Source organism: Dehalogenimonas alkenigignens, assembly GCF_001466665.1.
In the GTDB taxonomy this organism is placed as follows: domain Bacteria; phylum Chloroflexota; class Dehalococcoidia; order Dehalococcoidales; family Dehalococcoidaceae; genus Dehalogenimonas; species Dehalogenimonas alkenigignens.
This window is the reverse complement of the sequence record NZ_KQ758903.1, coordinates 302718-319361: the sequence shown is the minus strand read 5'-3', so window position 1 is coordinate 319361 and position 16644 is coordinate 302718. Positions and strand designations below refer to the sequence as shown.

Here is a 16644-nt window from a genome sequence, read left to right as displayed (position 1 = left end):
CGGTTGTTTGACTACCGTTGGTCTATCCTCTCGAAAACACTGCTCGGGGCGTGGTATTCGAGCAGTTCCCCAGCGTGGAGGTCGAAGTACCAGCCATGGAGCGACAGCCTGCCGACAGCCATTTTGGCGGTGATGAAAGGGAAGGTATGCAGGTTTTCCAGGGACAGCAATATCGAAGCCATCTCCACCGCCCGCCGCTGTAATTCAGGGCTTTTGCCGGGCAGATCTGACAGCACCAGGTCCCGAGCCGCCGACGCAATATCCATCCATTTGGTCAGAAAGCCCATGTAATTTTCACCGCGAGCGCCGGCCATCAGGGCGTTTATCCCGCCGCATCCGGAATGTCCCAGTACCACGATATGTTCAACCTCAAGCTGGCAAACGGCGAATTCAAGGGCAGCGCTGACGCCGTGGTGTCCGCCGCCGTCTTCGCAGGGCGGTACCAGGTTCGCCACGTTGCGCACGATGAAAATATCGCCGGGTCCGGCGCCGGTGAGCATAGCCGGGTCGACTCTGGAATCGGAGCAGCCGATGATCATCGTCCGGGGGCGCTGGCTGTTCTTCAGGGCGTCGAAACGGGAGCCTCCAGCGCCGAAATAGTCTTCGCGGAAAGCCCTGAAACCAGCGATGAACCGCTCGATATCTTTCACCACCTTATTTGCTCATAAATAGTCGGAGGATGCAACTCGTAGCCTGCAATGCTATAATCCTCCAATTATGGAATTGACGCGTGAAGAAGTCCTTCACATAGCCCGGCTGGCTCGGCTCGGTATCGATGATGCTGAAGTAGATCGACTGCAAAGCCAACTCTCGGACATCCTCGGCCATTTTGCCGTATTGTCACAGGTGGACACCGACGGCGTGCCGCCTACCGCCCACACTGTAGCCCAGTGCAACATTCTAGGCTACGACGAACCTATTTCATCGCTGCCGATTGACGCCGTGCTATCGAATGCCCCGGAGCGAGAGGGCGACTTCTTCCGTATCCGAGCTGTACTCGAATAAACCATGACCATCGACGTTTGTGCATTCACCATAGCCGAGGCAGGGAGACTTTTCAGGGCTAAAGAGCTGTCCTCAATCGAGCTAACCCGCGCCTACCTTGATCGTATCGAAGCCGTCGATTCAAAAATTCAGGCGCTCATGACCGTCACCGGAGGTGTCGCCCTCAATCAGGCCAAGAAAGCCGACGCGATCCTTGCCCGCGGCGAGGGTCATCCTTTGACCGGTATACCCATCATTCTGAAGGATGTCCTGTGCACCAAAGGCATCCGCACTACCTGTTCGTCAAAGATGCTTCAGAATTTCATTCCGCCCTATGACGCTGCCGTCGTAGAGCGCCTGCACGCCTGCGGCGCCGTCATCATAGGCAAATCCAACATGGACGAGTTTGCCATGGGCTCATCGACGGAAAACTCAGCTTATTTTACGACTAGGAATCCGTGGGACACATCGCGGGTCCCTGGCGGCTCCAGCGGCGGCTCGGCGGCGGCGGTGGCCGCCGGCCTGGCCACGGCCGCCCTGGGCTCCGACACTGGCGGCAGCATCCGCCAGCCGGCGGCTTTCTGCTCTGTGGTCGGCCTGAAGCCGACCTACGGGTTAGTGTCGCGCTATGGGCTTATTGCCTTCGCTTCATCGCTGGACCAGATCGGTCCGTTCACCAAAGACGTCGCCGACACCGCCCTCATGCTGAACGCCATCGCCGGGTACGACCCGCGCGATTCCACCTCGGTGCCGCAGCCCGAGACCGACTACCACGGCTGTCTTGGCGGCAGCGTAAAGGGCATGAGGATCGGGGTACCTAAGGAGTACCTGGCCCAAGGGGTCACCCCGGAGGTGAAGGCCGCCGTCGACGCCGCACTCAAGGTCTATGAGGATCTGGGCTGCAGCATCGAGGAGTGTTCCCTGCCGACCACCGACGCCGCCCTGGCCGTTTATTACATCATCGCCCCGTCGGAAGCCTCGGCCAATCTGGCCCGCTACGACGGCGTCAAATACGGCTTCTCCTATAAAGAGACCGACAGCATGTGGCAGGCCATGGAAAAGACCCGGGCTATGGGCTTCGGGCCGGAGGTCAAGCGGCGCATTATGCTGGGCACCTACGCCCTGTCCGCCGGCTATTACGACGCCTGGTACGTCAAGGCGCAGAAGGTGCGCACCGTCATCCGCCGTGAGTTCGATGCTGCTTTCGAGAGGTACGATGCCCTGATCACGCCGACCGCACCGACGGTTCCGTTCAAGATCGGCGAGAAAGCCGCCGACCCGTTCTCGATGTACCTGTCCGACATCTGCACCATTCCGGTCAACATCGCCGGGCTTCCGGGCATCTCCATCCAAGGCGGCTTCCACAACAATCTGCCAATCGGGCTGCAGATCATCGGTAAGCCCTTCGCCGAGAAGACGATATTAAAGCTCGGCCACGCGTTCCAGCAGGTCACCGACTGGCATCTGCGGCAGCCACAGCTCTAGGCAAGCCCTAAAAGACCGTCGCGATGAGCATGTGGAACGGAAGCTCTTTTTTGGTCAGGATCCCTCTCTCTCATACAATCCTTTGGCCTTATTCTGCTGCACAATCTTATAAAACTCCGCGTTGACATCGGCGCCGTTCTCCTTCAGCACCCGCTCGGTCATTTCCACGGCGTGCGACAGATCAAGAAACTCGTGCAGCCATTTGCCATGGTCGGCGGGGTTTTTCTTGTAGGCTGCGGCGAACTCGGCGTATTCCTCGGCGATCTTGTTGAACTGGTGCTCCGGGGTGAACTGGCCGCGGACGCGGGGGAATTTGAAGACCTCTTTGACGGCGCCGAAATGGCGCTGGAAAATGTATTTATCCACATACCAGAAGACTGAGGCTAAAATAAGCTGGTTCAGCAGGAAGGCCGGGAATGTGGGTACGCCGAATTTATCGGCGATGATGACCTGCATGATAGCCCCGGCGATGCCGGACAGCAGGATCCAGCGCCCGAAGACGTAAACGAACCATTCGCGGGAAAACATATCTCTTTACCTCTCCTTTTATCCTAAAACAAAAACCGCCTGAGCCAAATAGCCCAGGCGGTCGGCAGTCACTAACATCGCGCTCCGTGTGGTGCACTCCACTTCCGCCAGTCGCGCGATGAATTATTCGATTGTAATTACTATAAGTTCAGACACGGCGGGCTGTCAACCAGCGTTGCCGGGACGAACATCGAAGTTTTTTGACACAACACCCCCCTTAAGGGACAATTGGAACGTAGTCCAGATGATTGTTCATAAAGCCTTTGAAGGAGAAAAACATGGCTCGTGTCAAAGTTCCCGGCAAGAACAAGGGCGATATCCTGTTATTTGCCCTGTCCACCTGCGTCTGGTGCGGTAAGGCCAAGAAACTATTAGACGATTTGGGGGTTGCCTATACATATGAATACGTTGATCTGTTGACCGGCGCAGAACGGGATGCGGCTGTTCGAGAATTGAGCAAATGGAATCCGTCCAAGTCTTTCCCGACCCTTGTTTTCGATAATGACAAGACCATTGTCGGCTTCCGGGAGGCGGAGATCAAAGAGGCGTTGAAATGACAACGATGCCAGACACCGGAGCGGTTGATCGGCTGTATGAGGAGCTTGACGCGGATGCGCGGCAAGGCGGTTATAACCTGAACCCTGACGCTGAATTCACCCGTTCGCTGGTCGAAGGCTTATTAACCAACACCGCCCGTTACGGTTATCAGGCCTGCCCTTGCCGGCTGGCCGCGGGGGAACGCACCAAAGACCTGGATATAATCTGTCCTTGTGACTATCGGGATCCTGATTTGAGCGAACACGGCGCGTGTTTCTGTGCCCTGTATGTCTCCGCCGAGGTGCTCCAGGGCAAGCGGAAGCTTGGGCCGGTGCCTGAAAGGAGGGGAAAAGTGGCCGATAAAAAGGCGAAAACGCCAGCCGTCGGAGCGGTCATCAAGCTTTCTCAACCGGTATGGCGCTGTAAAGTTTGCGGCTATCTCTGCGGGCGAGAAGAGCCGCCGGAGGTCTGTCCCATCTGTAAGGCTTCAAAAGACCGGTTCGAGCATTTCGTGTAATTAATTTGGCTCGACATGATTGGGGTTGTAAGTCAATTTTGGGGTCTGGATTCTTTCCGCAGCCGGGCTGCTTCCTTTTCGATTTCTCTCCGTTCCCAATCGGTTTTGCGGTCGAAAACCCAGACGCCCAAGAAATGGAAGACCAGGCCGATGCCCCAGCCGAACAACGGCCAGATAAACCAGGGATAGCCGCCAGGATCGGTCATCAACCAGATGATCACCAGGGCAGAATTTACGACGATGTAGGTCAGCAGATGGACGAAAAAGCCCTTTTTCTCTTCGACCCGCTTCCTTGCTTGCTCATAGATTTCCCTCTCGGAAGTGTCTTCAGACATAACAGCCCCTCCCGATGCTCCGATAGATGTATTTTAACACTCCGCCGGCGGGTTTCAAGTCCTGTGCGCTAACTTTTCACCTTACATGAGGTTGTATATGGTATGAGGGACAAAGCCAGCACCGTACTGATCGTCCTTCTCCTGGTGGCGATAGCGGGGAGTCTATTTCCCGGCTGTGACCTGGTTATTGAGCCGCTCCAGCGGGACCTTAACGGTGCCAAGGCGAAGTGGGGCGCCACCGGCATCACTGATTACGAATATCATTTGCGCGTCGCTTGCTTCTGCCCGCCGGATATCGTTTCCCCGGTGGTTGTGAAAGTGGCGAACGGCGTCAACATCGGCGTGGCGTACTCTAAGGAACCGAAAGAGGTAACCAATGATTTCTTTAAGCCTTTCGATACCATCGATAAACTCTTTGTCATCATCCAAAAGGCGTTAGATGACAAGGTTGCCAGCCTTGACGTTAAATACCATCCTGCGTACGGTTATCCTGTTTCGATCTCCATAGACCGCATCGAGAATGCCATTGATGACGAGATCGCATATTTTGTTGATACGTTTAACCCGGCCCCGTAATTTTATTTTGGTTATATTGCCGCAATAACGTAATCGAGGTATCGCTATCGAACAGCGCTCCAATCCGGATTCAATCGAAGCTCGTGTTGAGGCTCTCCGCCTCGACCTGTCCCTCAAAAACCAGAAGCGCCTGCGTTTGGACATGGTGGTGCGCATTGACCGGCGGCTGGGTGGCCTGGCTAATGCTTGCACTGACTGCCCCGGCCACCACGCCGCAGTCGGTTCACTGCTGGAGAAAATTGAATCTGTTGATTCATGGTCTATTGACGAGTGGAAGGTCTATTATCGGTCTCTTGATGCGATAATTACGCATCTTAAAAGGGCGCACCGCTTGGCTGAAGAAGGCGACGGTCTAGGGGCGGGTATGGTGGTTGGTGCTGGAATCGGCACGGTGGCGGGGTTGGTATTCGGTAATATTGGTGTTGGATTAGCCTTAGGCAGCGCCATCGGCTTGTTCCTAGGCGCTATAGGCGACGCTATCGCCCACAAGCAGGGTCGAGTCATCTGATCCAAGACCGCGGCCCTTTGGCCGGTGAATTGCCTTTACACCCTTCACCTGTATGCGTATAATGGCGTTTAATCACTTCGTCAACGGTACAAAGAGGTTGACCATGCTGAAGCACGAAGTCCTTAAAATCCTCGAAAGCGACGCGCGTACCACTCCGGAACAGATTGCCCGCATGACCGGCGGCTTGCTCGACGAGGTCAAGCAAATCATCAGAGATGCTGAGTTGGACCGGACCATCGTCCGCTACAAAACAGTCGTCAATTGGGAAAAAGTCTCCAATGACCGTGTCGAAGCCATCATCGAGGTCAAGGTAACCCCCCAGCGCGATACCGGTTTTGATGCTATAGCCAAGCATATCTATAACTTCCCGGAAGCCCGCACGGTATATCTCATGTCCGGTACCTATGACTTGGCGGTTCTGGTTACAGGTAAAACGATGCACCAGGTGGCCGATTTCGTCTCCCAGAAACTGGCCCAGATTGAAGGCGTCCAGGGTACCACACTCATTTCATGCTCAAGCGCTATAAAGAAGATGGTGAAGTACTAGCCGGCGCCGAGGAGATCCAGCGCCAGCAGGTAGTCCTTTAATACCTACTCTGCGGGGACACTCAAATCTTTAGCCCGCTAAACCGAACAAAAAATACTATGACTATTGAATCCAAAGCCGACCGTTCATTGACCTCACGGCGGGTTAAAGCCATCAAGCCCTCTGGCATCCGGAAGTTCTTTGACCTTCTAGCAGGGATGGAGGGCGCCATTTCCCTGGGTGTTGGCGAACCTGATTTCGCCACTCCGTGGCACATCCGCGAGGCCGCCATCTATGCCCTGGAGCACGGCCGGACTATGTACACTTCCAATTCAGGCACGCCTGAACTGCGGAGGGAGATCGCTTCTTATCTGAGCCGTACCCACAATCTTGATTACGACCCGTTGTCTGAAGTTGTCGTTACCGTCGGTGTCTCAGAAGCCCTTGACCTGGCGGCCCGGGCTATTCTCGATCCCGGCGACGAGGTTTTACTTCCCGATCCCTGCTATGTTTCATACCCGTCATGCGTCACCCTGGCCGGCGGAGTGCCGGTCCCGGTGCCCACCTACGAGAGTCAATCCTTTGAACTGAACCCCACCGACGTCGCCCGTGCCATCACGCCCCGGACCCGTGCCATTCTTCTCGGATATCCGGCCAATCCCACCGGCGCCGTCATGCCAGCCGACAAACTGGCGGAGATCGCCATACTTGCCGAGCGCTATAACCTCATCGTCATCTCTGATGAGATTTATAACCGCTTGACCTACGGCGTCACTGTGCCGTCTTTCGCAAGCCTGCCCGGTATGAAGGAGCGCACCGTCGTCCTCAACGGCGTGTCGAAATGTTATTCCATGACCGGCTGGCGCATAGGTTACGCCGCCGGACCCAAGGAAATCGTCGCCGGGATGACCAAGATTCACCAGTACACCATGCTGTGCGCTTCCTCGATGGGCCAGGCCGCTGCCGTCGAGGCGTTAAAAAACGGCGAGGACGATATCACCGCTATGGTCGACGACTATAACCGCCGCCGTATGGTCATGGTCTCCGGCTTCAACTCGCTGGGCCTATCCTGCTTCGATCCACGCGGCGCTTTTTATGCCTTCCCCTCGGTTAAGTCTACCGGCCTGTCCTCCGATGAGTTCGCCGAACGGCTTTTGAAAGAGGAAAAGGTAGCTGTGGTTCCCGGCACAGCCTTCGGAGAGCAGGGCGAGGGTTATCTTCGCTGCTGCTACGCAACTGCCATGTCCCAAATCGAGGAAGCCCTGGAACGTATTCAGCGCTTTCTCAACCGGTTGTAACCGCTCGGTCTGCCGCGGGGCTGTTGGGTGAAAGGCCAGACCATAGCTGTCGCTATTTCGGTTAGGCTGCTCTCCTGCCATCGGATAACAATAGATAGAATCGGTGCTGCGTAAGACCGTTCAGTTTTTTCAAGAGAATAGCCTCTCCCGCCACGCTAAAAACTGCGAAACACATCCCAACCCCTGCCTGGGTGCTTAGACCGGGCGAGTCGAGTGGGGGTGCAGCAGCACCGAGCCTACGATGCCGGACAATCCCAGGGCTCCCATGCCGATGCTGAACAGGAGGAACGGCCGAAGGGCGTTCTCGATGACTCCGGGCAGCCAAAACTCAACCGCTGACGGTATGCCGGAGGTTATTACCGAACCCGGGTTGAGCATCGAGTTGGTCACCATTACACCGACAAAGCCAACCAGTCCGAAGATGAAAAATACGGTGCCGGCAAAGTGAAGGGTTTTGTAGGCCTTCCGGTAAATCAGGAAGGCCAACCCCACCAGTATGATGATAAACAACCCGAGGCTGTAAAAAGCCAGCCAGTAATAAACCAGATTTTGTTTAGCCCGGTCAATTTCAACTTTGATTTCCGCCAGACCGTCGGTCAGGCTCTGCGGCGCCCCTTCGAAAAAAGTGTTGTCGATCTCAATAGCCGCCGGCAGATTCGGGATCAATTCAAAGAAGAAAAAATTGTTAAATTCAGCCAGACGCTCTTCGGGGGTTGCTCCGGCCAGTTCCGGAGGCGGGAATCGGGTATATATATCGTAGAGGGTATTGTACATGACAATCGCCGGTTCCAGGAGAGGCACCGATACCTGAAGAGTTGGGCTCAGTTGGAGAAGGTAGTCGTGTACCGGCGGCACCACTCTGCGGAGCGTTTGCTTGAACCAGGGATCGAGTTCCAGCATGGCATCGTCGACGTAATCGGCAAGATAGCTTAAAGTCGGATTGAGTTCGGTCCCGATCTTGCGCTTAACCAGTTCTTCGGCCAGATCCGGCCAGTCGATCTTGTCGGCCAGGGAATAAAACAACTCCGGGTCGAGAATGGTCTCGCCGATGACAACATTAAGGTCAAGGGTGTCGGTACGGCCGAGAATATAATCGTAAAGCCGGTCGACCGCTTCGGCGATGGCGGCCTTGAGCTCTACCGAATAATTCGGCAGTTCACCGTCCAAAAATTCCCGCAGCGCATCCGGAACATCGTTGCCGGCTGAAATCTCCAGGATAGAGTCCTTGATGATGGCGGCGACGTCCAGGTCATCGATCTGACGGTTAACGAAGGTAGGACTCAAGGCGGTGAAATTGAAGGTCAATCCGGCGCCGAACAGCATGATAGATAAAAATAATAGTATACCGATCAGTGTCAGGGCGAGGCCTTTGAGGAAGCCCATGATGCTCCAATGCCGGTTATTAGACTTAATTATCAGGGGCGCGCTTGTTATAAGTCAAGCACCGGAAGCCAGATCTAGCCCCGGTCGGTCAGGCGATAGAGTGCCTGGTAAGAGACGCCGAAGTCCGGGTTTGCCGTTTCCAATTTCGACTTCAAAGCGGCCATGCGCCTGGCAAACTCATCGCGGCGGCCGTCTTTGACCAGGCTTGCCCAGTACTCGGCCTTATCGGCAAAAAGGCTTTCTATCTCCGGCAGGTGCGGCAGGTTGAGCTGCAGCGAAGCATACAGCGCCGGGTCTTCCGACAGGACACTTTCCACCAGGGTCAGCAGCGCCTTGTAGGTGATGCCGGAGGCGCCGGACATTTCGGTGAGCCTGTCCAGGCTGACCAGGGCGTCTGCGGTGACGATGGCGATGAAGTGGGCCAGGCCGAGCGAGATGGCCATCAACCGGTCGTGTTCCTCCGGGGAGGTGAGGCGCACCCGGGCGCCGCGGCCGGTCAACCAATGCGATAACTTCCGCGCCAACTCGTTTTCGGCATCGCTGGTCGGGGTGAGGATGAAGTTCTGACCGGCAAGCCCTTTGGCGCCGGGGCCGAAGACGGGGTGGGCGCCGAGGATGAGCGAATGCGGGAAATGGCGGTGCATCGCCGTCACCGGCCCGGTCTTGACCGAAGTCAGGTCAAAAACCTTCTGGATGGGCTTGACGTGAGGCGCCAGGCCGCTGCAGACGAAATCGAATGAATCGATAGGTACCGAGATGATGACAATATCGGCCGCGGTGACCGCGTCAACGCGGTCCGCGGCCTCGACGCCGAGTTGGGCGGCGGTTGTGGCCAGCCTGTGCTTATCGCGACCGATAAGAGTAACCTGGTGGCCTTCGCTTTTCAGCAGGCGGGCGAACCAGGCGCCCATTTTACCGCAGCCGCCGACGATAGCGATGTTCTTGGGTCCGATATCAACCATCGACTATTTTCCTTCAGCCCGAGCCCTGGGGTAGGATCCCAGAATCTTGATGAACAGCGTCTGATCCTCCAGCGCCGGCAGGGCGGCCTTGAAGCTCTCGTCCTCCCGGTGGCCATCGAAGTCCAGGTAGAAGTTGTACTCCCAGGCCTTTTTGCGGGTGGGGCGGCTCTCGATCTTGGTCAGGTTGATCTTTCGCTCGGCCAGAATGCGCAGGAACTCGTACAGAGCGCCGGGCCGGTGCTTCACGGCGAAAACGACCGAGGTCTTGTCGTTGCCCGATGGCGGGGCGTCGCACCTGGCCAGGGCGAAGAAGCGGGTGAAGTTCTGGGGGTTATCCATGATGTCTCGGGCCAGGATTTTCATGCCGTAGATAGCCGCCGCCCGTTCCGAAGCCACCGCGGCGGCGTCGCAAACGCCCTGCTCCTTGATGAGTTTGACCGCGCCGGCGGTGTCGTAGGTAGGCTGAAGCTCGAATTTGAGCTGGCGCAGGAAGTGGCCGCATTGGCCCAGCGCCTGCGGGTGCGAATAGACGCGCCGGATACCGTCAAGAGTGGCGCCGGGGTTGCCGATGAGGCAATGGTTGACCCTCAGGTGATGTTCGCCGGAAACCATCAGGCTGTGCTCCAGCATCAGGTCATAGGAGCGGGAGATGCTGCCCTCGATGGAATTTTCGATGGGGATCATGCCGTATTGAACCCGGCCGCTTTCGACTTCGGCGAAGACTGCCTCAAGCGACTCGCAAGAGCGGGTCACCGCCCGAGGACCGAAAAAGGCCAGAGCGGCAGCCTCCGAATAAGCGCCTGGCTCACCCTGAAAGGCGGCGGACACCGACTGGCGCTCACGGGCCAGCTTGATGATGCGCTCGTAGATCTCGGCAGCCTCAGCTGCGGTCATGCCGGCATCAGCAGCCAGGCTTATTGCCCGATCAATGACCTGACGCTCGCGTCCGGCGTCCAGGGTCGGCGCGGCGCCGGCGGCCTTTTCCCGGCCGATGGCTTCGGCGGTGGACAACCGTTCAGCCAGAAGTTTGATGATGTTTTCGTCAAGTTCATCAACGCGTTTTCTCAGGTCATCCAGGCTCATCTTAAAACCCTCTCGATCTTCCCGTGACGGAGGGCGAAATCAGCCAATACCACCGCGGTCATAGCCTCCGCCACCGCCACCGCCCGCGGGACGATACAGGTGTCGTGGCGGCCGCCGACGGCTACCGTCGTCGGTTCCAGGCTGTCCAGGTCAACGCTGCGCTGGAGTTTGCCGATGGAAGGCGTCGGTTTGACCGCCAGGCGGGCTACCAGCGGCATGCCGGAGGAAATGCCGCCCAGAATGCCACCGTGATTGTTGGTTGTTGTGATCACCCTGCCGCTCTTCACGTCGAAGGCGTCGTTATCTTCAGAGCCCTTGAGCCGAGCCGCGGCGAAGCCGGCGCCGAATTCGACGCCCTTGACCGCGGGAATAGCCAAATAGGCTTTGGCCAGGCAGCCTTCAATGGTGTCGAAGACCGGTTCGCCCAGACCGACAGGCAGCCCCTCTGCCCGTGCCTCGATAATACCGCCGAGGGAATCGCCGTCCCGGCTGGCAGCTTTGATGGCTTCGATCATTTTTACCGCCGCGGCCGGGTCGGCGCAGGAGACCTCATTGCCCGCCATCCTCTCCCGAATGGACTCGACATCCTGGGGCGGAGCGGCCTTTATTCCGCCGATCTCGACAGCGTGGGCTGTCACCTCGATGCCGATGGTGGACAGCAGCTTTTTAGCCACCGCTCCCGCCATGACGAAGCCGGCGGTGATGCGGCCGGAGAACCTGCCGGAGCCGCGCCAATCGTTGAAACCGCCGTATTTCTCATACGCGGTGAAGTCGGCATGGCCGGGGCGGAGGACGTTTTTAATCTTCTCGTAGGCGGATGAATCGATATCGCGGTTCCAGATGGCCAGGCAGATGGGCGCGCCGGTGGTGAAGCCGTTGAAGACGCCGGAGAAAACCTCCACCTTGTCGGTCTCGCGGCGGCCGGTGGCCAGCGGCCGGCCGCGGGAACTCTTGCGTTTATCCACTTCGCGCTGGATGTCCTCGACGCCGATCGGCAGCCCGGCCGGGCAGCCGTCCACGACGATGCCGATGCAGTCGCCGTGGCTTTCGCCGAAGGAAGTGATGCGGAACATTTCGCCCAGAGAGTTATTCAATGATCATCGCCTCGATTCTATTATAGCAGTCAGCTATCAGCCGTCAGCTGCCCTTCCTCCCTTTTACTATAGCGGCCAGCGTTCAGCTTTCAGCCGCCACACCATCATTCGGGTATTTCGCCGGCATAAAAAACGACTGGAACGACTGGGCCGGTCGATGGCGCCGGTTTCCGTGAATCAGGATTTGTTTTTCGTCTTTCATATAATAAGAAATTTGCGGTAACGATTCTGGTTCATTACGTATGAACTAAACGCGGGATTCGTTTTCCCAACGGGACTCGTTTTTGCCGCGCAGCCGGGATCTCAATCGCCGGAATCAACCTCATACCCAGGCCGGGCAGGCGGCGGTCGCGTTGAGTCCTGCCTTTGCCTGTTATCTACTTGCCCTCCGGCAGGGGAAGAATCAAGCAGTTATTATAGCACACCAGTTCATAATGATTGTCAAGCGACTTTTGTCGTTTTTCCAGCCATATTTCAGGCCCAACCGGTGTACGGCACTGGCTATTTTATTTGGAGATCCACCTTTCCCCCGGCTTTCCTGAAATCCTCCCAGAAGCCGGGATAGGTTTTGTTGACGCATTCGGCGCCGAGGATGACCATATCCCCGCAAGCGGCGCCGAGCATGGCGAAGGCCATGGCGACGCGGTGATCGTCGCAGCTGTCGACGACGGCGCCATGCGGCAAGCCGCCGGTGATGGTCATGCAGTCTGTCCCTTCGACGACGGCGATGCCCGTTCGCTTCAAATTTTCGGTCACGGCACTGATCCGGTCCGACTCCTTGAGTCGGGCACGCCCCAGCCCGGTAATGACGCTGGTCCCTTCAGCCGCGGCGGCCAGGCAGGCAACGGTGGGCAGCAGATCAATGGCCTCGTTCAGGTCAACGTCGATGGCTTTGAGGCGCGCCCGGCTGACGGTTATTGTCTCGCAATCCGTGGATATGGCCGCCCCCATGCGGCGCAGGCAGCGCAGTATGAAACGGTCGGCCTGGAGGCTGGCCTCGCTCAGACCTGAGACGTTTACCCGTCCGGCCAGGGCGCCCAGCCCAAGGAAGTATGAGGCGCTGGACCAGTCGCCTTCGACGGTGTATTCCGCCGGGCGGTACTGCTGCCGGGAAACGCGGAACCCGGTCAATTCGGCGCCTGGTGTCACCTCGATGCCGAAGCACCTCAGGCAGTCGAGGGTCATGCACAGATAATCCTTCGATTCGGCCGGCGACGTCAGCCTGATCTCCAGACCTGCCTCGGCCAGCGGTGCCGCCAGCAGCAGACCGGAGACGAACTGGGAACTGACGTTGCCGGGCAGCGAGACGGCGTTTGATTTAAACCTGCCGCCAGTACCATGAACGGTGAAATAGTTGCCGGCCAACTCTGAGGCGACGCCGAGCTGTGAGAAGGCTTCGAAAAGGGGTGCCATCGGCCGGCGCGCCAAACCGGGAGCGAAGGTGATGCGGCTGACGCCTTCGAGGGCGGCGCAGACCGGCGCCAGGAAGCGCAGGGTAGCGGCAGACTGGCGGCAGTCCAGCTTCTGATGAGGCGGTTCAAGGTTGCCGCCGGCGACCGTCCAGGTATTTGCCCCGCGTTCGATGCCGGCGCCGAGACGGGTCAGGACATCCGCCGCCGCTTCAGAATCGTCGGCCGCCAGGGGATTCCTGATCACGCTTCGGCCTTCGGCCAGGGCCGCGGCGAACAGGGCGCGGATGGTGTAACTCTTGGACGGCGGGGCGGCGACGGCACCGCCGGCACAGCCTTTACCGATTACGGCTTTCATCGATTACCAATTTCTCAATAATCTCGTTGATGACGGCGGCGAAAGGGCGGCGTCCGGTTCGGACGGTGATGTCGGCAGCTGTTTCGTACACTGAGCGCCGCGCCTCGTGAAGTTCCTCGATGATGCGGTCGCGGTCGGGGCGGTCGAGGAGCGGCCGCTTGCGGCTCCGGGCGAGCCGGTCCTGGAGGACTTCGACCTCGGTTTCCATATAAACGAGCGTGGCTGACGCTTTCAAACGTTCGACATTGACCGGACGAAGTACGGCGCCGCCGCCCAGGGCGATGACCGCATTCTTCGCCGACCGGCTGACCTCCTCGATGACCGCTTCTTCCAGGTCGCGGAAGCCTGACTCTCCCCTCTCTTTGAATATTTCCGGAATCGTGTCCCCGGCGCGCTGCTCGATTAGCCGGTCGAGTTCGATGAACTCGCGGCCCAGCCGTCGGGCTAATCTCTGGCCGGCGGTCGATTTGCCGGAACCCATAAAGCCGATAAGAGCAATGTTGGTTTTCATGCCAGCGCCCCGGCCGCCGCCCCGCTCATGACATCGCGCGGCGCGGGTTGCCCTGCCCACAATTCGAAAGCCAGCGCCCCCTGCTCAACCAGCATTTCCAGTCCGCCGATGGTCTGGCAGCCTGCGGCTTCAGCGTCCCGCAGCAGACGCGTCTGCTGCGGGCGGTAGACAATGTCGAAGACGACAAGCCCCTGCCGCAGGAACTTAGCCGGCAGCGGGGTAGCCTCAATATCCGGCGACAGGCCGATAGATGTGGCGTTGACCACCAGAGAGGCGCCGGCCAGGGCTTCCGAAAAACCAGCATCGGTCATCGGCAAAGCGGCGGCGCCGGTATCGGCCGCCAGCGAAGCCGCGGTCTCCCGCGTCCGGTTGACGATTGCGACCGACGCACCGGCGCCCCGCAGAGCGAAGACGACGGCGCGGGCGGCACCGCCGGCTCCGATGACCACGGCCTTTTTGCCGCTCGGCTCAAAGCCGCTGCATTTCAGAGCAGCGAGGAAACCCGGGGCATCGGTGTTGCAGCCGGTCAGCCTGCCGCCGTCATTTAAGATGACATTGACCGCGCCGATACGGCGGGCCTGGTCATCGATTCTATCGAGGAACGGCATCACCGCCGTTTTGTGGGGTATGGTGATGTTGGCGCCGCGAATTCCCAGGCCCCGCAGCCCGGCGACGGCGCCGCTGACGGCCGCGGCGGGCACCGGGAAGGCCAGGTAGACGAAGTTCAAACCGGCAGCCGCGAAAGCGGCGTTCTGCATTGCCGGTGATACCGAATGAGCCACCGGGTCGCCGAGGAGGGCGATCAGCCTGGTGTTTGAGTCAATCATATCTGCAGCAGCCGATAAATTTCGTCGAACCGGGCGGCGGAGAGCTGTCCCGGGGCCGACTCCTTGCCATCAAGCAGGGAAGCGTAGGCGAACTCCGCGCCGGCAAGCGGCGCCAGAACCCGGCTCAAGACCCCGGCCAGCCCCATGGCGAAAGCGACTATTTTCCGGCCAGGAAACTTTGCGTATAATTTCAGCAATTTAAAATTATCATCCAACGAAGCTGCCGCGGTGACGACTTTGCAGATGTCGGCTCCCGCGGCAATCTGCCGCTCGATAATCTTCTCAAGTTCCTCAAGCGGCGGCGTGGCAGCGAAATCATGGTGGGACACCAGGCACCGGGCTTTCTTCTTGACCGCGCCGACAAGGATGTCGAGGCCCGGCGCGGCGAGTTCTACGTCCACGATGGCGGCGCCCAGGCTGAGCGCCTTTAGAAGCTCCGACTGCCTGTCGGTCTCGCCGCCATTCCAGCGGCCGCCCTCGGCGCGGGGACGGTTGGTGGCGATCCAGGGTTTGGTCAGGTTGCGGGCGACCGCCGGCCAGGTTTGGCCAACAAGATCGATCCGCAGTTCGAAGAGGTCAACCAGCGGCTCGGCCGCGGCGATCGCCCGGGGCTCGTCTTCGGCAATGACGCCGCAGATTTGGGGCCTCATGCGGAGAGCGCCTCAACGGCCATCCTGGGATCGATATCGTCTCTAATCACGGTACTGCCGATGCCGTCCGGCAGGACAAACTTGAGTTTACCGTTCGAGATTTTCTTATCATGGAGCATCGCCGCAATCAGCGCTTCAGGTTGTTTGACGGGCATGGTGACGGGCAGGCCGGCGGCGGCAATGAGACTGGTAATCCGAATGACATGAGGTTCGGCGAGGAGTCCAATCCGGTTAGCCACTTTAGCCGCAGCCGCCATACCCAGGGCAACGGCGGTGCCGTGTTTGACCCGGAAATTGGAGACGGCTTCTATGGCGTGGCCGAGAGTGTGCCCAAAATTAAGGATCTGCCGCTCGCCGTAATCATGCTCATCCCGCTCAACCACCGCCGCTTTCACCCGGGCTGCCCGGCCGGCGATATGGGTAAGCGTTCCGATATTTTTGGCTAATACTTCAGGTATATTGTGCTCCAGATAGGCGAATAGCTCCGGGTCTTTGATCACGGCGCATTTAATGACTTCGGCCAGGCCGTTTTGGATTTCAGCCAGCGGCAAGGTTTGAAGCAGCCGGGTGTCGGCGGCCACCAGCCTGGGCTGGTAGAAGACGCCAGCCATGTTCTTGAGTTTGCCGACGTTGACCGCCACCTTGCCGCCGATGCTGCTGTCCACCTGTGCCAGAAGCGTCGTCGGCACCTGAACGAAAGGTACGCCGCGCTGGTAGGTGGCGGCGACGAAGCCGGTCAGGTCGCCGATCACCCCGCCGCCGAAAGCCAGCAGCGGCGTGCCGCGCTCGGCATGGCGTCGGGCCAGGCTCTCGTAGAGCTTGCCCGCGGTGGCCAGCGACTTGGTGCCTTCGCCGTCCGGAATGACAATGAGATCCAGTTCCAGCCCGGCTGAGCGCAGGGTCTCGGACAGGAGCCCGCCGTGCAGGCCGGCTACGACCCGGTTGGTCACCGCCATCAGCCGGCCGCCCAGGCTCAGGCTTTGCATCAGAGCCGGCAGTTCGGTTAACAGCCCTTCCCCGATGCGGATGGGGTAACTTCGGCCGGTCAGGTTGACGTCAATCTGCGTTTTCAT

General features: G+C 58.8%; 19 protein-coding genes, 1 pseudogene and 1 riboswitch. Of the genes and pseudogenes, 8 read left to right on the top strand and 12 right to left on the bottom strand.

From position 1 onward, the window contains the following. Nucleotides 1-11 precede the first annotated feature (11 nt). Nucleotides 12-650 (bottom strand): carbonic anhydrase, encoded by a 639-nt coding sequence (locus DEALK_RS01725; RefSeq protein ID WP_058440006.1) that lies wholly within the window; start codon nt 648-650, stop codon nt 12-14. Nucleotides 651-717: 67 nt separating this feature from the next. Here DEALK_RS01725 and gatC point away from each other — a divergent pair, with 67 nt between their 5' ends. Next, nucleotides 718-1005: an Asp-tRNA(Asn)/Glu-tRNA(Gln) amidotransferase subunit GatC gene (gene gatC, locus DEALK_RS09725; RefSeq protein ID WP_083496305.1), complete on the top strand. Its 288-nt coding sequence runs from the start codon at nt 718-720 to the stop codon at nt 1003-1005. 3 nt (nt 1006-1008) lie between these two features. Next, nucleotides 1009-2469 (top strand): Asp-tRNA(Asn)/Glu-tRNA(Gln) amidotransferase subunit GatA, encoded by a 1461-nt coding sequence (gene gatA / locus DEALK_RS01720; protein ID WP_058438136.1) that lies wholly within the window; start codon nt 1009-1011, stop codon nt 2467-2469. A gap of 54 nt (nt 2470-2523) precedes the next feature. Here gatA and DEALK_RS01715 read toward each other — a convergent pair whose 3' ends face one another. Next, nucleotides 2524-2997 carry a hypothetical protein gene (locus DEALK_RS01715; protein WP_058438134.1) on the bottom strand — a complete coding sequence of 158 codons (474 nt, stop codon included), beginning with the start codon at nt 2995-2997 and terminating at the stop codon, nt 2524-2526. A 44-nt stretch (nt 2998-3041) separates the two neighbouring features. After that, nucleotides 3042-3122, bottom strand: a riboswitch (ZMP/ZTP riboswitch). 153 nt (nt 3123-3275) lie between these two features. Between DEALK_RS01715 and DEALK_RS01710 the strand changes: the two genes are divergently transcribed. Further along, a complete protein-coding gene (locus DEALK_RS01710) occupies nt 3276-3554 on the top strand; it encodes a glutaredoxin family protein (RefSeq protein ID WP_058438132.1) in 279 nt (92 codons plus the stop codon). After that, complete coding sequence (locus tag DEALK_RS01705; RefSeq protein ID WP_425479139.1) at nt 3551-4051, top strand: ferredoxin-thioredoxin reductase catalytic domain-containing protein; 501 nt, start codon at nt 3551-3553, stop codon at nt 4049-4051. Before DEALK_RS01710 ends, DEALK_RS01705 begins: the two co-directional genes overlap by 4 nt. A 32-nt stretch (nt 4052-4083) precedes the next feature. On the opposite strand, the gene DEALK_RS01700 is transcribed toward DEALK_RS01705, so the two are convergent. Continuing rightward, complete coding sequence (locus DEALK_RS01700; RefSeq protein ID WP_058438130.1) at nt 4084-4386, bottom strand: 2TM domain-containing protein; 303 nt, start codon at nt 4384-4386, stop codon at nt 4084-4086. A gap of 102 nt (nt 4387-4488) precedes the next feature. Here DEALK_RS01700 and DEALK_RS01695 point away from each other — a divergent pair, with 102 nt between their 5' ends. The 4 genes and pseudogenes from DEALK_RS01695 (at nt 4489) to DEALK_RS01680 (ending at nt 7294) form a co-directional block, all read left to right on the top strand. Beyond that, a complete protein-coding gene (locus tag DEALK_RS01695; RefSeq protein ID WP_058438128.1) occupies nt 4489-4962 on the top strand; it encodes a DUF6174 domain-containing protein in 474 nt (157 codons plus the stop codon). A 136-nt stretch (nt 4963-5098) separates the two neighbouring features. Next, the gene (locus DEALK_RS01690; RefSeq protein WP_133240229.1) at nt 5099-5470 is read left to right on the top strand and encodes a hypothetical protein; all 372 of its coding nucleotides are present in this window, start codon (nt 5099-5101) and stop codon (nt 5468-5470) included. Nucleotides 5471-5573: 103 nt separating this feature from the next. After that, nucleotides 5574-6058, top strand: a pseudogene (locus DEALK_RS01685) (Lrp/AsnC family transcriptional regulator). A 57-nt stretch (nt 6059-6115) separates the two neighbouring features. Then, a complete protein-coding gene (locus DEALK_RS01680) occupies nt 6116-7294 on the top strand; it encodes an aminotransferase class I/II-fold pyridoxal phosphate-dependent enzyme (RefSeq protein ID WP_058438126.1) in 1179 nt (392 codons plus the stop codon). Nucleotides 7295-7489: 195 nt separating this feature from the next. On the opposite strand, the gene DEALK_RS01675 is transcribed toward DEALK_RS01680, so the two are convergent. The 9 genes from DEALK_RS01675 to aroB all read right to left on the bottom strand — a co-directional run bounded on the left by DEALK_RS01675 (nt 7490) and on the right by aroB (nt 16644). Beyond that, nucleotides 7490-8677 carry a hypothetical protein gene (locus DEALK_RS01675; RefSeq protein ID WP_058438125.1) on the bottom strand — a complete coding sequence of 396 codons (1188 nt, stop codon included), beginning with the start codon at nt 8675-8677 and terminating at the stop codon, nt 7490-7492. Between the two features lie 74 nt (nt 8678-8751). After that, nucleotides 8752-9639 carry a prephenate dehydrogenase gene (locus DEALK_RS01670; protein ID WP_058438124.1) on the bottom strand — a complete coding sequence of 296 codons (888 nt, stop codon included), beginning with the start codon at nt 9637-9639 and terminating at the stop codon, nt 8752-8754. A 3-nt stretch (nt 9640-9642) separates the two neighbouring features. Then, entirely contained in the window at nt 9643-10722 is a 1080-nt protein-coding gene (gene pheA / locus DEALK_RS01665) for a prephenate dehydratase (RefSeq protein WP_058438122.1), read from the bottom strand. Beyond that, nucleotides 10719-11816 (bottom strand): chorismate synthase, encoded by a 1098-nt coding sequence (gene aroC / locus DEALK_RS01660; RefSeq protein ID WP_058438120.1) that lies wholly within the window; start codon nt 11814-11816, stop codon nt 10719-10721. The genes pheA and aroC overlap by 4 nt, the downstream gene beginning before the upstream one ends. Nucleotides 11817-12317: 501 nt before the next feature. After that, complete coding sequence (gene aroA, locus DEALK_RS01655) at nt 12318-13583, bottom strand: 3-phosphoshikimate 1-carboxyvinyltransferase (RefSeq protein WP_058438118.1); 1266 nt, start codon at nt 13581-13583, stop codon at nt 12318-12320. Then, nucleotides 13564-14094 carry a shikimate kinase gene (locus DEALK_RS01650; protein ID WP_058438116.1) on the bottom strand — a complete coding sequence of 177 codons (531 nt, stop codon included), beginning with the start codon at nt 14092-14094 and terminating at the stop codon, nt 13564-13566. The genes aroA and DEALK_RS01650 overlap by 20 nt, the downstream gene beginning before the upstream one ends. Continuing rightward, nucleotides 14091-14921: a shikimate dehydrogenase gene (locus DEALK_RS01645; RefSeq protein WP_058438114.1), complete on the bottom strand. Its 831-nt coding sequence runs from the start codon at nt 14919-14921 to the stop codon at nt 14091-14093. The genes DEALK_RS01650 and DEALK_RS01645 overlap by 4 nt, the downstream gene beginning before the upstream one ends. Next, complete coding sequence (locus DEALK_RS01640) at nt 14918-15571, bottom strand: type I 3-dehydroquinate dehydratase (RefSeq protein WP_058438112.1); 654 nt, start codon at nt 15569-15571, stop codon at nt 14918-14920. The genes DEALK_RS01645 and DEALK_RS01640 overlap by 4 nt, the downstream gene beginning before the upstream one ends. Next, the gene (gene aroB, locus DEALK_RS01635) at nt 15568-16644 is read right to left on the bottom strand and encodes a 3-dehydroquinate synthase (RefSeq protein WP_058438110.1); all 1077 of its coding nucleotides are present in this window, start codon (nt 16642-16644) and stop codon (nt 15568-15570) included. The genes DEALK_RS01640 and aroB overlap by 4 nt, the downstream gene beginning before the upstream one ends.

Excerpts from the sequence above, each read along its gene's own strand:
- gatC (WP_083496305.1), top strand. The coding sequence starts at position 718 with ATGGAATTGACGCGTGAAGAAGTCCTTCACATAGCCCGGCTGGCTCGG.
- gatA (WP_058438136.1), top strand. The coding sequence starts at position 1,009 with ATGACCATCGACGTTTGTGCATTCACCATAGCCGAGGCAGGGAGACTT.
- DEALK_RS01715 (WP_058438134.1), bottom strand. The coding sequence starts at position 2,997 with ATGTTTTCCCGCGAATGGTTCGTTTACGTCTTCGGGCGCTGGATCCTG.
- DEALK_RS01710 (WP_058438132.1), top strand. The coding sequence starts at position 3,276 with ATGGCTCGTGTCAAAGTTCCCGGCAAGAACAAGGGCGATATCCTGTTA.
- DEALK_RS01705 (WP_425479139.1), top strand. The coding sequence starts at position 3,551 with ATGACAACGATGCCAGACACCGGAGCGGTTGATCGGCTGTATGAGGAG.
- DEALK_RS01700 (WP_058438130.1), bottom strand. The coding sequence starts at position 4,386 with ATGTCTGAAGACACTTCCGAGAGGGAAATCTATGAGCAAGCAAGGAAG.
- DEALK_RS01695 (WP_058438128.1), top strand. The coding sequence starts at position 4,489 with ATGAGGGACAAAGCCAGCACCGTACTGATCGTCCTTCTCCTGGTGGCG.
- DEALK_RS01680 (WP_058438126.1), top strand. The coding sequence starts at position 6,116 with ATGACTATTGAATCCAAAGCCGACCGTTCATTGACCTCACGGCGGGTT.
- DEALK_RS01675 (WP_058438125.1), bottom strand. The coding sequence starts at position 8,677 with ATGGGCTTCCTCAAAGGCCTCGCCCTGACACTGATCGGTATACTATTA.
- DEALK_RS01670 (WP_058438124.1), bottom strand. The coding sequence starts at position 9,639 with ATGGTTGATATCGGACCCAAGAACATCGCTATCGTCGGCGGCTGCGGT.
- pheA (WP_058438122.1), bottom strand. The coding sequence starts at position 10,722 with ATGAGCCTGGATGACCTGAGAAAACGCGTTGATGAACTTGACGAAAAC.
- aroA (WP_058438118.1), bottom strand. The coding sequence starts at position 13,583 with ATGAAAGCCGTAATCGGTAAAGGCTGTGCCGGCGGTGCCGTCGCCGCC.
- DEALK_RS01650 (WP_058438116.1), bottom strand. The coding sequence starts at position 14,094 with ATGAAAACCAACATTGCTCTTATCGGCTTTATGGGTTCCGGCAAATCG.
- DEALK_RS01645 (WP_058438114.1), bottom strand. The coding sequence starts at position 14,921 with ATGATTGACTCAAACACCAGGCTGATCGCCCTCCTCGGCGACCCGGTG.
- DEALK_RS01640 (WP_058438112.1), bottom strand. The coding sequence starts at position 15,571 with ATGAGGCCCCAAATCTGCGGCGTCATTGCCGAAGACGAGCCCCGGGCG.
- aroB (WP_058438110.1), bottom strand. The coding sequence starts at position 16,644 with ATGAAAACGCAGATTGACGTCAACCTGACCGGCCGAAGTTACCCCATC.